At 65.5% G+C, this 12,515-nt stretch carries 14 protein-coding genes; 5 read left to right on the top strand and 9 right to left on the bottom strand.

The window, feature by feature from the left end; translation table 11 throughout:
* Nucleotides 1–158: 158 nt before the first annotated feature.
* The 3 genes from ACW173_RS24730 to ACW173_RS24720 all read right to left on the bottom strand — a co-directional run bounded on the left by ACW173_RS24730 (nucleotide 159) and on the right by ACW173_RS24720 (nucleotide 1,903).
* Nucleotides 159–668, bottom strand: a complete 510-nt coding sequence (locus ACW173_RS24730) for a CinA family protein (protein WP_492082801.1) — start codon at nucleotides 666–668, stop codon at nucleotides 159–161.
* 3 nt (nucleotides 669–671) lie between these two features.
* Nucleotides 672–1,154, bottom strand: a complete 483-nt coding sequence (locus ACW173_RS24725) for a DUF421 domain-containing protein (RefSeq protein WP_492082800.1) — start codon at nucleotides 1,152–1,154, stop codon at nucleotides 672–674.
* Nucleotides 1,155–1,258: 104 nt separating this feature from the next.
* Entirely contained in the window at nucleotides 1,259–1,903 is a 645-nt protein-coding gene (locus ACW173_RS24720; RefSeq protein WP_492082799.1) for a YoaK family protein, read from the bottom strand.
* A gap of 142 nt (nucleotides 1,904–2,045) precedes the next feature.
* On the opposite strand from ACW173_RS24720, the gene ACW173_RS24715 reads away from it, so the two are divergent.
* Nucleotides 2,046–4,547, top strand: a complete 2,502-nt coding sequence (locus ACW173_RS24715; RefSeq protein ID WP_492082798.1) for a PAS domain S-box protein — start codon at nucleotides 2,046–2,048, stop codon at nucleotides 4,545–4,547.
* A gap of 171 nt (nucleotides 4,548–4,718) precedes the next feature.
* Here ACW173_RS24715 and ACW173_RS24710 read toward each other — a convergent pair whose 3' ends face one another.
* From ACW173_RS24710 to ACW173_RS24690, 5 genes are all read right to left on the bottom strand, one after another.
* On the bottom strand, nucleotides 4,719–6,017 hold the full coding sequence (locus ACW173_RS24710) for an NRAMP family divalent metal transporter (RefSeq protein ID WP_492082797.1): 1,299 nt from the start codon (nucleotides 6,015–6,017) through the stop codon (nucleotides 4,719–4,721).
* A complete protein-coding gene (locus ACW173_RS24705; RefSeq protein WP_492082796.1) occupies nucleotides 6,014–6,205 on the bottom strand; it encodes a hypothetical protein in 192 nt (63 codons plus the stop codon). Before ACW173_RS24705 ends, ACW173_RS24710 begins: the two co-directional genes overlap by 4 nt.
* A 93-nt stretch (nucleotides 6,206–6,298) precedes the next feature.
* The gene (locus ACW173_RS24700) at nucleotides 6,299–6,724 is read right to left on the bottom strand and encodes a helix-turn-helix domain-containing protein (protein WP_492082795.1); all 426 of its coding nucleotides are present in this window, start codon (nucleotides 6,722–6,724) and stop codon (nucleotides 6,299–6,301) included.
* A gap of 427 nt (nucleotides 6,725–7,151) precedes the next feature.
* Nucleotides 7,152–7,277 (bottom strand): hypothetical protein, encoded by a 126-nt coding sequence (locus ACW173_RS24695; RefSeq protein ID WP_492082794.1) that lies wholly within the window; start codon nucleotides 7,275–7,277, stop codon nucleotides 7,152–7,154.
* A 391-nt stretch (nucleotides 7,278–7,668) separates the two neighbouring features.
* Nucleotides 7,669–9,300, bottom strand: coding sequence for a Na+/H+ antiporter (locus ACW173_RS24690; RefSeq protein WP_492082793.1), 1,632 nt, complete (start codon nucleotides 9,298–9,300; stop codon nucleotides 7,669–7,671).
* Between the two features lie 463 nt (nucleotides 9,301–9,763).
* Between ACW173_RS24690 and ACW173_RS24685 the strand changes: the two genes are divergently transcribed.
* The 3 genes from ACW173_RS24685 (at nucleotide 9,764) to ACW173_RS24675 (ending at nucleotide 10,841) form a co-directional block, all read left to right on the top strand.
* On the top strand, nucleotides 9,764–10,246 hold the full coding sequence (locus tag ACW173_RS24685) for an Hsp20 family protein (protein ID WP_492082792.1): 483 nt from the start codon (nucleotides 9,764–9,766) through the stop codon (nucleotides 10,244–10,246).
* A 10-nt stretch (nucleotides 10,247–10,256) separates the two neighbouring features.
* Nucleotides 10,257–10,520, top strand: a complete 264-nt coding sequence (locus tag ACW173_RS24680; protein ID WP_492082791.1) for a hypothetical protein — start codon at nucleotides 10,257–10,259, stop codon at nucleotides 10,518–10,520.
* Between the two features lie 69 nt (nucleotides 10,521–10,589).
* Nucleotides 10,590–10,841, top strand: coding sequence for a hypothetical protein (locus ACW173_RS24675; RefSeq protein ID WP_492082790.1), 252 nt, complete (start codon nucleotides 10,590–10,592; stop codon nucleotides 10,839–10,841).
* 6 nt (nucleotides 10,842–10,847) lie between these two features.
* Here ACW173_RS24675 and ACW173_RS24670 read toward each other — a convergent pair whose 3' ends face one another.
* Nucleotides 10,848–11,210 carry a CZB domain-containing protein gene (locus ACW173_RS24670; RefSeq protein WP_492082789.1) on the bottom strand — a complete coding sequence of 121 codons (363 nt, stop codon included), beginning with the start codon at nucleotides 11,208–11,210 and terminating at the stop codon, nucleotides 10,848–10,850.
* A 345-nt stretch (nucleotides 11,211–11,555) separates the two neighbouring features.
* On the opposite strand from ACW173_RS24670, the gene trbB reads away from it, so the two are divergent.
* Nucleotides 11,556–12,509 carry a P-type conjugative transfer ATPase TrbB gene (trbB, locus tag ACW173_RS24665; RefSeq protein WP_492082788.1) on the top strand — a complete coding sequence of 318 codons (954 nt, stop codon included), beginning with the start codon at nucleotides 11,556–11,558 and terminating at the stop codon, nucleotides 12,507–12,509.
* Nucleotides 12,510–12,515 lie beyond the last annotated feature (6 nt).

The raw sequence follows: 12,515 nt of genomic DNA, 5'->3' as shown, positions 1-12,515 counted from the left end.
CGACACCGCCGCCCGACTCGCCATGGCCGGCGGGACTAGAGGCGCCGCCACCGCCCAGCGCCACGCTTACGGGCGCTCAAAGCAGATGGGGGCAAGCTGTCGACGGTCGCGGTGAGCGCGGTGACGTGTGATCGGCGCGGTGACTTCCTCTGGTCGTCTCAGCAGGTCAAGCCGCTGTGCAGCAGTTTCAGGCCCACCTCTAGGCAAGCCAGGCGCACCGCGCCACGCCCGATGTTCCCGAAGTGATGCTCGCGGATGATCGTCTCGAAGCCAACGCGCGCCATGCCGAAATAGACCAGGCCGGGCTCTTCGCCGGGCGCGCCGGGCCCTGCGAACCCGGTGACGGATAAAGCCACATCTCCGGACGAAGCGGCCAGAGCGCCGGCGGCCATGGCCGCGGCGACCTGACTCGACACCGCGCCGTAGCGAGTCAGCAGGTCGGCCGGGACGCCTAGAACTTCGCGCTTGGCCGCGTCGGTATAGGCCACGAACCCTCGCTCGAAGGCGTGGGCGCAGCCTTCAACATCGGTCAGCAGCGACGCCAGAAGGCCGCCGGTGCAGCTCTCGGCGGTGACCAGCGTTAGGTTGCGGTCGCAGGCGATCCGAAGCACCGTTTCGACGAGGTGCTCGATCTCGGCGGTCAGGGTGGCGGACAGGGTCTCGGTCATTGCTCAAGCCTTGGGCACGACGCTAATCTTGCCGCCAGCTTCCAGGGTCGCCAAGCGCACGTCCCCAATCTTATCGATTTGTTCGATGCGCAAGCCTTCAGCCAGGTCGGCGTCGCTGATCTCGTGGCGGGCCATGGCCGCCGCGTCGGCGACGCCGTCGCGGACCAGCACCACCGGGCCGCACTTGATCCAGCGCGCCAGGAGGTTCCAGCGCAAGGTCGCCATCGCTAGCAGCCGGTGAAGCACGACGATCACCAGCGTAGCGGCCAATCCGCCGAAAAACGGCGCCTTACCCGTCATGGCCCGGCTGATGTTCGAGCCGATGATGATGGCCACGATGATATCCAGCGGCGAGATTTGGGAAAAGGTCCGCCGGCCGGCGATGCGGATACACGCGATCCCGAACACGAAGAGCACGACCGCGCGAAAGCACAACTGCAACACGCTGGCGTCGCCGCCGTCCGGCCCAATCAGCACCCGGATCATTTCCATCCACGTCTAACCCGACAATGGACGTCTGGTTCAGTGTTTTGGCGGCCAAGGCGATCAATCGCGCCAAGCCACACCATCCAACGCGGCGTGGCGTACCGCTAGTTCAATTCGCCTGGACCGATGAGCGCCGCCGCCAAGGCAAGCATCGCCGCCGCGCCGGCCGCCAGCCACAGGCTTTCTAGGCCCAGGTGCGGATAGCACAGCGCACCCGCGAGGCCGCCGAGCGCAAGGCCAGCCCAAAGCAACAGATAGGGTGTCCACGCCCAGCGATCGCCACCTAGGAGGGCGGCGGCTATCCGTTGGCCAAGTTTGACCAGCGTGCCGGTCATGTAGGTCAGGCCTATGCGGACATCGCCATTTTCCTCGAACACGGCATTCTCCGCGCCCATGGCCAGTCCCATGGCGACAATGGCGCTGCGGGTCTCGCCGACGAGGTGCAACCCGGCCGCCGCGGCTAGCAACCCCGCAACGAGGACTAGAATAAGGGGGCGTCGATGGGGACCAGCGGCCCTGCCGGCCAAGGAGCCCAGGATCACGCCGATCACGAACGTACCGATCAAGGCGCCCGCCATCCATGCGCTCGGCGAGGCTTGCGCAAGTCCAACACCCAGCCGCGTGGAGTTGCCGCTCATGAACGATACGAAGAACCCACCCAGTTGCAGGAAGCCGATGGCGTCGACATAGCCGGCGAGGGCGGCCAGGCAGGCGGCGAGCCATCTGACGCGACGGTCGAAGCGGGTCATGCAGACGTCTCACGACTTGGGCCGGACCGGCCAACCACGCGCAGGGTGACAGCACGGCGCTTCACATGGCAATCATGACGATCGTCGTCCCCTGGATGTCGAGCGCCTTTGGCCGCAAGGCCAGGCCCAGCACGAGAGACGAATGGCCGACCAAGATCCCATCGCCGAGGCCGCGCTGACGGTGATGGACGCCATGCTGGACGCGGTGGTGGCGATCGACGCCGACGGCGTCATCCTGGCCTGGAACGCGGCGGCCACGCGGGTCTTTGGATGGAGCCGTGAGCAAGCTGTCGGTCGGGCGATGGGCGATCTCATTGTTCCATTCCAGCATCGCGACGCCCATCACGGCGGCATGCGCCGCTACCAGGAAACCGGCCAGGCTCGCGTGCTCAACCGCCGCATCGAGATCTCCGCCGTCGACAAGCGTGGCCGAGAGTTTCCGATCGAGCTGTCGATCATCGCCACGCCGGGCGGGCCCGCCGCCTTTATCGGCTTCCTGCGCGATATCAGCGATCGCCGGCGCGCACAGGAACGCCTGGTGCTTAGCGAAGAATCCCTGCGTCTGACCACCGAGGCCGCCGAAATCGGCACCTGGGATCTGGACCTGGTCACCGGCGTCCTGACCTGGTCGGACCGAACCAAAGCGATGTTCGGGATTTCTCCGGGCGCGGCCTGCACGTTGGACGACTTCTACAGCGGCCTGCATCCAGAGGATCGGGAGGCGACGAGCCTGGCGTTCGCCCAGGCGCTCGATCCAGATCTCCGGACGGTCTACGACGTGCAGTATCGCACGGTCGGCAAGGAGGACGGCGTCGTGCGGTGGGTCGCGGCCAAGGGCAAGGGCCTGTTCGATACCGATGGTCGGTGCGCGCGCGCCGTGGGCACGGCGATCGACATCACCGCACGCAAGCTTGCCGATGCGCGCCATGCCTTCATGCTTGAACTGAGCGACCTGCTGCGCGGCGCGGAAACCCAGACCGCCCTGCAAGCCGCCAGCGCCCTGATGGGCCGCTACTTCGGCGTGTCGCGGGTCGGATACGGCCTGCTCGATCCGGTCGAAGACGTCTTCGACTATTCGATCTGTTGGACCGATGGCAGCGTGCCGCCCTTGCTTGGGCGCTTTGCGGCCCAGGCGTTCGGCCGCAAGATCGTCGCCAAGCTCAGCGCCGGCGAGACCGTGGTCGTCGATGATCTCTTCAGCGACGCCATCAGCGACGAGATCGAAACCTTGGACACTGCGTCCAGCGTCGATACCCGCGCCATCCTCGTCGTGCCGTTCCTTCGGGCCGGTCGCCTGCGAACCATCGTCTACCTGAACGATCGACCGGTCCGTCGCTGGAGCGCCGACGAGATCGGTTTCATGGAGGAGGTGGCTGAGCGCACGCGGCAGGTGATCGAACGCGGCGAGGCCGAGGCCGCGCTCCTGGCGTTGAACGCCACGCTGGAGGCGCGTGTCGAAGCCCGCACGCGCGAGCTGCGATCAACCGAGGAGGCGCTGCGCCAATCCCAGAAGATGGAGGCGATCGGCCAGCTGACCGGCGGCATCGCCCACGACTTCAATAATCTGCTGCAGGGGATCACTGGCAGTCTGGACCTGATGCAGCGCCGACTGCACGAGGGACGTACGGCCGAGCTCGATCGCTATCTCGTCGGGGCCATGGCTTCGGCCAGTCGCGCCGCGGCCCTGACCCATCGGCTGCTGGCCTTCTCGCGACGCCAGCCGCTCGATCCCCGGTCGGTGCAAGCCAATCCGCTGATCGCCTCTATGGAAGAGCTCCTGCGCCGCACGCTAGGTGAAACGATCGAGCTGGTGCTGTCGCTGCCCGAGGATACCGGCTCCACGCGGTGCGACCCCAACCAGCTCGAGAACGCTGTGCTCAACCTGGCCATCAACGCCCGTGACGCCATGCCCGATGGCGGCACGCTGACGATCGCGACCCGCAACGTCCAGATCGACCGTGGCCCGACTGTAGAGCAGCAGGATTTACGGCCGGGTCAATATGTCTGCGTCAGCGTGAGCGACACGGGCGTCGGCATGGACGCCGAGACCATCGCGCGGGCCTTCGAACCCTTTTTCACCACCAAGCCAACCGGGCAAGGAACGGGTTTGGGCCTGTCGATGATCTACGGATTTGCAAAGCAATCCCAGGGTTTCGCCAAGATCGAGAGCGAGCCGGGCCGGGGCGCGACCTTTAAGCTTTATCTTCCTCGCGACGAAGGGCAGAGCGCGGAGCAGGAATCCACGGCTGCTCCGGTCCAACTCAAGGCCTCGCATGATGGCGAGACCGTCCTCGTGGTCGAAGACGAACCGGTGGTCCGCGCGCTGATCGTCGAGGTGCTGAGCGAACTGGGCTATCGGGCTCTGGAGGCTGACGATGGCCCTTCGGGCCTGGACATTCTTCAGTCGAACCGGCCGATCGACCTGCTGATCACAGACATCGGCCTTCCGGGCCTTAATGGCCGCCAGATCGCCGACGCCGCGCGGCTGCAACGGCCGGGGCTCAAAACCCTGTTCATGACCGGTTACGCCGAGACTGCAGCGGTGGCCTCGGGCTTCCTTGAGCCCGGGATGGCGATGATCACCAAGCCCTTCGCCATGGATGCCCTGGCGGCGAGGATTCGGGAGCTTATCGAAGGGGGCTAAGGATTCACGAGGGGATCTGTTGTCGTGGTGGGGGCGGTTGACGCGCATCGACTCGATGCTCGCGCCCACGGTCGCACCCTTGTGGGGGCGCTGGCGCGCCCTACCTCACCTCCTATTGAGGTTGGCCTGCTAGCGATTGCTTGGTGCTTGGCGTTCTCACGCCAAGATCGGCTACTTGCCCCAGGTCGCAAAAAGGCCGACCGCGGCCAAGGCCATCACCACGGTGGCGGTCCAGCCAACGATCTTGAGGCCAGGATGAAGCTTGAACTCGCCCATGGCGGCCTTGTGGCTGGATAGGTGCATCATCAGGGCCATGACCGGCACGGCCACGACGCCGTTGATCACCGCGCTCCAGAACAAGGCCTTGATTGGGTCGATGGGGCTCATGTTCAACAGAACGCCCAGCAGCGTGGCCACGGTGATGGCGGCGTAGAAGGCCTTGGCGCGATGCGGTTTGCGCGCGAGCCCCACGTGCCAGCCGAAGGTCTCGCCGAGCGCATAGGCCGATGAGCCGGCCAGGACGGGAAGCGCCAGCAATCCAGTGCCGATGATTCCCAGCGCGAAGACGAAGAAGGCGAAGGGCCCGGCAATCGGACGCAGGGCTTCGGCGGCTTGGGCTGAGGTCTGGATGTCGGTCACGCCATGGGCGTTGAGCGTCGCCGCCGCCGTGAGGATCACGAACAGCGCCACGGCGTTGGAAATCGCCATGCCCACCATGGTGTCGATGCGGATTCGCCGGAACTCGGCGGGCGCCTGTTGCGGCGCGCGCTGAAGGGGCTTGGCGTTCGAACGCTCCTTAACCTCCTCGACCTCCTCCTCGGCCTGCCAGAAGAACAGGTAAGGACTGATGGTCGTGCCCAGGATCGCGACCACGGCGGTCAGATAGCCGGCGTTAAGACTGACGTGCGGCACCACGAGATTGTACGCCACAGTGGTCCAGGGAATATGGACGACGAAGGCGACGCCGACATAGGCGAACAACGACAGGGTCAGCCACTTGAGCACCGAGACGTAGCGCGAGTAGCGGGAAAAGACCTCAAGAAGCACGCTCACCAGTCCAAAGACGGCGACATAGGCCAGGGCCGGCCCGCCGATCAGCAGCTTCAGCGCCGCGCCCATGGCCCCCAGGTCAGCGCCCAGATTGATGATGTTGGCCACGACCAGCAAGGTGACGATGCTATAGCCGACGCCTGCGGGGTAGTGTCGCTTGAGGTTGCCGGCGATGCCGCGGCCGGTGACCCGGCCGATGCGGGCGGCGATCTCCTGGATGGCGCACATCAAAGGCCAACTGAAGAGCATCACCCAACTGAGGCCGTAGCCAAATTGGGCCCCGACCTGGGAATAGGTGGCGATGCCGCTGGGGTCGTCGTCGGAAGCGCCGGTGATCAGGCCTGGGCCCAGAACCTGCAGCAGCTTGGGCCGTTCGGGCTGTTTGACATCCTCCGCGCGATTAGGCGCGGCGACGCTCATGCGTCGGCCTTGGATTCTTCGGCTTCCGCCGCCAGCAGGAGGCGCTGCGCGGCGCTTCGCGCATGCTCAAGACTTGCCACCATGCTCAACTTCTCATGATCCAAGGCTGTGTGAGGCACGAGGATTTCCAAGATCAGGCGATCGATCTCGACGATGGTCTTCCTCAAGCTCGCGGCGGTGTCCGGCATCGAAAATCCCCAGGTCAAGCATCGACCTAGGACCTCAATTGCGGCGCGATCAAGCCTTGATCCGAGACGGCGTAGCCTGGTGTTTTGTGAAGCTCAGGTTTCAGCATCCTCATTCGCCATCGCCCGCACCAAGTCTAGAACCTGGCGACGAACGCGGCTCCGGCCGATGCGCGGGAAAATCTCGGCCAGCTCCATGCCTTCGGTTGTGGCCAGGAAATCTTGGAGCGTCCGGGCAGCCTGACGAGAGGGCTCGTCGGCGTCGGACCCGCTTGTCGGATCGGCGAGGCCGTCGAAGAAATACGACACGGGCGCCTTCAGCGTCTTGGCGATGTCGTAGAGCTTGCTGGCGCTGACCCGGTTGGCACCACGCTCGTATTTTTGAACCTGTTGGAACGTCAGCCCCAGGCTTTGAGCCAGTTGTTCCTGACTAACACCGAGCAGCTTGCGCCGCATGCGAACGCGGCCGCCAACGTGCAAGTCGACGGGATTGGGCCGTCTGGCTTCAGCGTCTTTGTTCATTGGCCACCTCCAAGCGTTTGCGCGACAGTGTCACGCGCATGGTGGCGACGAAAGCACGACGAGGACCCTTGGTCCGGCGAAGATTTGTCCAGGAACGTCTATCTGAAAGAAGCCTGTTGTTGCTGGAGGGAGATCAAGCCGCCGCGATGGTCGGTCCGAACAGGGGCGTCTACTCGTCCGGCTAGGTTATTTTTGGGTGCGCCCCGACGAAAGTTGGCTGCGGGCCTGAACCATAAATGTGCGCCGTCGCCCATCTTTGCGAGCCAGGCCAACGACCTTGACGCCGTTTCCGGCAAAGCATGATGGCGGACAAGCGGCTCGCTCATGGGATCTGGCGCCGGAGCGAGGTGGCTCGCGCCCATGAGGCCGCCGCTAGTGCTCGGCCGAGGTCGAAAACGTCCGCGGCCAGAATCACGTCTTGGGCGCGCTAAGCGCGGAATAGGACCGACAGGACGATGAAGGCCAGGACCGCCGCCAGTACGGCGAGGGCGGTGAGGCCAGCCCAGCCGGCGGGGGTCAGCAAGCGGGCGGTGGGGCGGGAGCGGGCTGGCATTGCCCCGATAGTACGGCGCCGCTTATGGCGGCGCTAGGCGGACTTGCGGATCGTTGGCGCTCTGGCCTTTTCGAGGCGAGCGTCCCGTCAAGGCCGCTCTGAGGCTGGGCAGGCAGGCGCTCCGAGCGCTTTCGCGTCCAGCTCGAGACGCCCGTGGCGGCCAGCGTCGTCATGGTCAATCCGGCACTCACGGCCACGCTAATCCCCAAGCCTCGGCATGTGCAGGGCCGAGATCCTGTGATGCACTTCGCCTCGTTCTGTCCCTGGGGCGCGCAGGTCTTGGCCAACTGGCTGCCGCCTTGCCAATGGCGAGCCATATACCCATGGCGCGCTCCCGTTCTCTGCGACCCTGCTCGCGAGCAAAGTCGCTAGAAGCGCCGATCGATCAGACCTAGATGCGGTAGCGCGCTTCCAGCAGGTCGATCTCGCGGACGATCTTGCGGGCCGCCTCGCCGTCGAGGACGCGTTCGCGCACCATTCGGAAGATGGCGTCGCGCTCGGCGACGAGGCCGGCGACCCGTAGCTGCCGCTCGATCTGCTCGATCTTGCGATTGATCGCGGCGGCCTCGGGCGTCTGGAGGCGCCCATCGATCCTTTGTCGATAAAGCTCCATGATCCGCGCCGAGGCGTCGGTGTAGAGGTCGGCGTCATCGCGGCCTTCGCCGAGGGCGTGCTGCGCCGTTTCGATCGCCTGGATCGCGGCCTGAGCGGCCACGGCGCGGGCCTGATCGATCTCGGCCTGATGCGACGGCTCTGGCGGAAGCTCGAGGTTTCGCAGCGCGCGTGGCAGTCCGACACTGGCCACCAGCAGCGAGACGATGATCACGCCCGCAGCCAGGAAGATTGCCAGATCGCGTGCGGGAAAGGCGGTTCCGTCGGTCAGGGTCAGAGGCAGAGTCAGGACACCGGCCAGGGTGATCGCCCCGCGCACGCCGGCGAAGGACATGCCCAGAACCAGCCGCCAGCCGATCTTGGGTGGACGTTCGCCGCGCCGGTGCGCCCGAAACAGCGTCCAACGCAGCGACGTCCACACCCAGGCGAACCGCGTCGCGCCCAACGCCACGCTGATCGCCAGCACATAGATCGCCAGCCACCAAGTCTCCTGATGGCCAGTCAGTCGGACCGTCTGGGCCGCCTTCTGGAGAATGCCGGGCATCTGTTCGCCAAGCAGCACGAAGATGATCCCGTTGGCGGCGAACTGGACGGTGTCCCAAACGGCTGTGCGCCGCACGCGCGTCACCGCAAGGCTTTCGCCGGACTGTTCGGTGAAGCTCATCGTGATCCCGGCGGCGACCGCGGCCAAAATTCCCGAGCAGTGGAAATGTTCGGCGAAGAGATAGGCCCCGAATGGGATCAACAAGCTGACCAGGATCTGGGCGCTGGTGTCCTCTCCCAGACGACGCGTCAGCCACTGTTTGGCGCGGGTGGTCAGCCAGGTGACGCACACCCCGATCGCCACGCCCCCCAGCGCCACCCACAGGAAGGTGACGAAGGCGTCCTGCAGTGAGAAGGCGCCCGTCAGCATGGCGGCGACGGCAAAGCGCATGCACACAAGGCCCGAGGCGTCGTTGAGCAAGGATTCGCCCTCCAGAATGTGCATCATCCGCTTGGGAATGGGCGCGCGGGCGGCGATGGCGGAGACGGCGATCGGATCGGTCGGGGAGATAACGGCTGCGAGGGCGAAGGCGACCGGCAGGGGCATGGCCGGGATCATCAGATGGATCAGCCAGCCCACGCCGACGACGGTCAGCACCACAAGGCCTAGGGCCAGTTCCAGCACGATGGCCCGATCCCGCAGCAGGTCTTCCTTCGGGATCCGCCAGCCGTCCAGAAACAGCAGCGGCGGCAGGAAGAGCAGGAAGAAGAGGTCGGGCTTCAACTCCACGGTGGGAACGACCGACACGGCGATGAGCGCGCCCAGGGCGATCTGAACGAGGGGCAGCGGCAGACGGCTGAAGCGCGCCAGCGACCCGCTGATAATGACGGCCAGCAACAGGACCAGGATCGTAACGACGGGATCCAAAACACCTCCAACCGCAACACCCTAACCGCCTCGCCGCAGTCAGGCTTGAGAGCCGAGACTATGGTCTGGCGCGGCGCCGAAGCCAATGGACGCTGGGTTGGCGGCTTGGAGCGCGACAGGGCGCATGGATGCTCAGGAACGGCTCAGGATTGAGGCTCCGGCAGGCGTCGATGTTCAACGCCCTGCGCATTGCGTCGAAGTGGGGTGAGCGCGGTGCGCGCCGGGATCGGTTCGCCCGCCGTCGCATAGACAGGGCGAGGGAGGTCCGCTTCAGGGCGTTCGCCAACTGCCGTTCATGGCGCTGTTTGGCAGAGGGACGGCCATTTTGTTGGTGGCCCTTGACGCGCTCCAGCCCCGTCCTAATTCATCACGTGCTTGCCGGGCGCCGACAGGGTCCGGCTCTGGGGCGCACGCCGCATCGTCCGGCGTCCCTCATGTCCAACTTGCTTTCGAGGAGATGGAAATGAGCACTGCGTTTGACTTCACCCCCCTCTATAGCTCGATGATCGGCGTCGACAGGATGGTCGATCTCGTCGAGACGGCGCTTCGCACCGGCGCCAGCACTCCCTACCCGCCCTACGATATCGAAAGGACCGGCGAGGACGCCTACCGCATCTCGCTGGCGGTCGCCGGCTTCGCGCCAGCGGATCTGGAGATCACCACCGAGCCGAATCTCCTGGTGATCAGAGGACATGGGGCGTCGAGCGAGGGCCGGGGCGCGCGAACATTCCTGCACCAAGGCTTGGCCCAGCGGGCCTTCGAGCGCCGGTTCGAGCTGGCCGACTATGTCGTCGTCAAGGACGCAACCCACGCCCATGGCGTCTTGTCGATCGCGCTCGCACGCGAGGTGCCCGAAGCCCTGAAGCCGAGGCAGATTCACATTGGCGTCGGCGCGGACCAGCGCGCGCTGCCCCTCAAATCCGTGAAGACGCGGAAGGCCGCCTAGGAGACTGGCCATGCGCATGGACACCAATTCGACCGATCGGGCGCGCCCATGGCCTGTGCGGCCCGCTGTCGGCTTTCTCCACCCGTCGGAGGTGCTCAAGGACCAGGACCTTGATCCCGCTGAAAAGCGAGAGATTCTCGCGGCCTGGGCGTCAGACGCCAGCGCGGTGGAGCATCGGCCTAGCCAGAGATGGCTCTTGGGGACGCCCGGACCGGTGCCGCTCAGCGAGGTTCTCTCAGCGCTGAGCCGCCTGGACCGCGATGCGTTTTCTTAAGCGTTGGGGCGGCCGGCCAGCGTAGGATCGGCCGCCACTTCGTCACTCTACTGTTTCTACGTTATAGCCATGCCTTGCTATGTCTTTGTCGAGCCGTCGGGAGAGGGCTGGATCGTTCGCGGCGACTTCGACGGTGGCTCCCTGGAATTCGCCACCGGCGCCCGCGCCGAGCAGGCCGCGCGCGACCTTTGTCACCGGCTGGCCGACGCGGGCGAACCGGTGGTTCTGGACATCCGCCTGCGCAACGGCGCGCGAGCTGGGCGCTTCCTCTTCCCTCCATGTGCGGGCGAGCCGGCGTCGACCACGGTCCGGCGCGCTTAGCCGGGTCTAGGCGGCCACGGATGACGACGTTGATCGCATTCGACGCAGTGCGACGATCAGGTCGGCGAGCGCCTCGGCGAAGGGCGAACCATTGCGAAGCGCCTTTTGAGCTTCGGCCAAATGTCCTCCGCTGATCTTGTCGGCGATCGCACCGGCTTGCTGGTGGAACGCGCGATGCGTCTCGATCAGCCCCAAGAACGCGTGGTTGCCGGCCCAGCGCCCTGATGCCTCCCCGTGCAGCCAGCAGCCTGTCGGACAAAGTCGATCCGACCGCAAGACGGTCGGATCGACAGGATGGCGCTCGGTTATGGCCGCGACCAGCGCTTCGCGAATTTGCGTATGTTGGTGTGCTTGTTCCTGAAAATCCATGACCAAACCTCTCGGCCTAATCCAATGGATCGATTGTCGCGCATGATGGTTTCTGGCCGGTTTTCGGAAAGGCGAATATCCACAGCTTTGCCGACCGCGGTGACTTTGATCGTTCGCTTGCCACCGGTTGAGTCTGGTCTTCGGATGCATCCCCGGGGCTCTTTGCGACTGCGCGCTGGACGTCGCCTTCAGAGAGCCAATGCAACGTCGCCTGCTGTCCTGTAAACGGCGTTGCAATTCGCTGATCATTCTTTGTCTTTCCCATGGTTTTCGATCTCCAATTGACTGTTGAGATCGGTGCAAACGCGGTCTTCTTAATCCTCCTCGTGAAGCACGGGGACCGAGATGGACCAGCCCGACACCACCATTGAACTGACCCGGAGCCAGCGGATGCTGCGCTCGGCCTTGGGGGCGCTGCTGCTGGCGCGCCTGGACGATCCTGGCGTCGCCGAACTGATGGTCAATCCCGACGGCCGGGTCTGGCTCGACCGGTTCGACGCCGGTTTGGTCGATGCGGAGTTGTCGGTGGCGCCGGCCGACGCCGAGCGGATCCTGCGGCTCGTCGCCCACCACGTCGACGCCGAGGTTCATGCCGGCCGGCCGCGCCTGTCAGCCGAATTGCCCGGAACCGGTGAGCGGTTCGAGGGGCTGATGCCGCCTCTGGTCGCCGCTCCGACCTTCTCGATCCGCAAGCCCGCGCGCCAGATCTTCTCCCTCGACGACTATGTCCGCACCGGGGTGATGAGCGCCGAGCAGGCGAGCGGCCTGGTCGACGCCGTACGTGAGCGTCGCAACATCTTGGTGGCGGGACCGACCTCAAGCGGCAAGACCACCCTGGTCAATGCGCTGCTGGCCAAGGTCGCCGAGAGCGGCGATCGGGTGGTGTTGTGCGAGGACCTGCGCGAGCTGCAATGCGCCGCGCCGAATTTGGTGGCGATGCGATCCATCGACGGCGTCGTCACCCTGACCGACCTCGTCCGCTCGACCCTTCGCCTGCGGCCTGACCGGATCATCATCGGCGAGGTGAGGGGCGGGGAAGCGCTCGACCTTATCAAGGCCTGGGGCACCGGCCACCCTGGCGGCATCGGCACCCTCCACGCCGGCAGCGCCATGGGCGCGCTGCTGCGACTGGAGCAGCTGATCCAAGAGGCGGTTGTCACCGTGCCGCGCAGCCTCATCGCCGAAACCATCGACGTGATCGCCGTCCTGTCCGGCCGCGGCCGACAGAGACGCTTGATCGACCTTGCCCGCCTGGAGGGCCAGGCGCCCGACGGCGCCTACCAGCTCAGCCCCGCCTGAGAAACT

This window comes from Caulobacter sp. ALps2 (assembly GCF_058681635.1).
This window is presented reverse-complemented; position numbering and strand designations above follow the sequence as displayed.

Excerpts from the sequence above, each read along its gene's own strand:
- ACW173_RS24730 (WP_492082801.1), bottom strand. The coding sequence starts at position 668 with ATGACCGAGACCCTGTCCGCCACCCTGACCGCCGAGATCGAGCACCTC.
- ACW173_RS24725 (WP_492082800.1), bottom strand. The coding sequence starts at position 1,154 with ATGATCCGGGTGCTGATTGGGCCGGACGGCGGCGACGCCAGCGTGTTG.
- ACW173_RS24720 (WP_492082799.1), bottom strand. The coding sequence starts at position 1,903 with ATGACCCGCTTCGACCGTCGCGTCAGATGGCTCGCCGCCTGCCTGGCC.
- ACW173_RS24715 (WP_492082798.1), top strand. The coding sequence starts at position 2,046 with ATGGCCGACCAAGATCCCATCGCCGAGGCCGCGCTGACGGTGATGGAC.
- ACW173_RS24710 (WP_492082797.1), bottom strand. The coding sequence starts at position 6,017 with ATGAGCGTCGCCGCGCCTAATCGCGCGGAGGATGTCAAACAGCCCGAA.
- ACW173_RS24705 (WP_492082796.1), bottom strand. The coding sequence starts at position 6,205 with ATGCCGGACACCGCCGCGAGCTTGAGGAAGACCATCGTCGAGATCGAT.
- ACW173_RS24700 (WP_492082795.1), bottom strand. The coding sequence starts at position 6,724 with ATGAACAAAGACGCTGAAGCCAGACGGCCCAATCCCGTCGACTTGCAC.
- ACW173_RS24695 (WP_492082794.1), bottom strand. The coding sequence starts at position 7,277 with ATGCCAGCCCGCTCCCGCCCCACCGCCCGCTTGCTGACCCCCGCCGGC.
- ACW173_RS24685 (WP_492082792.1), top strand. The coding sequence starts at position 9,764 with ATGAGCACTGCGTTTGACTTCACCCCCCTCTATAGCTCGATGATCGGC.
- ACW173_RS24680 (WP_492082791.1), top strand. The coding sequence starts at position 10,257 with ATGCGCATGGACACCAATTCGACCGATCGGGCGCGCCCATGGCCTGTG.
- ACW173_RS24675 (WP_492082790.1), top strand. The coding sequence starts at position 10,590 with ATGCCTTGCTATGTCTTTGTCGAGCCGTCGGGAGAGGGCTGGATCGTT.
- ACW173_RS24670 (WP_492082789.1), bottom strand. The coding sequence starts at position 11,210 with ATGGATTTTCAGGAACAAGCACACCAACATACGCAAATTCGCGAAGCG.
- trbB (WP_492082788.1), top strand. The coding sequence starts at position 11,556 with ATGGACCAGCCCGACACCACCATTGAACTGACCCGGAGCCAGCGGATG.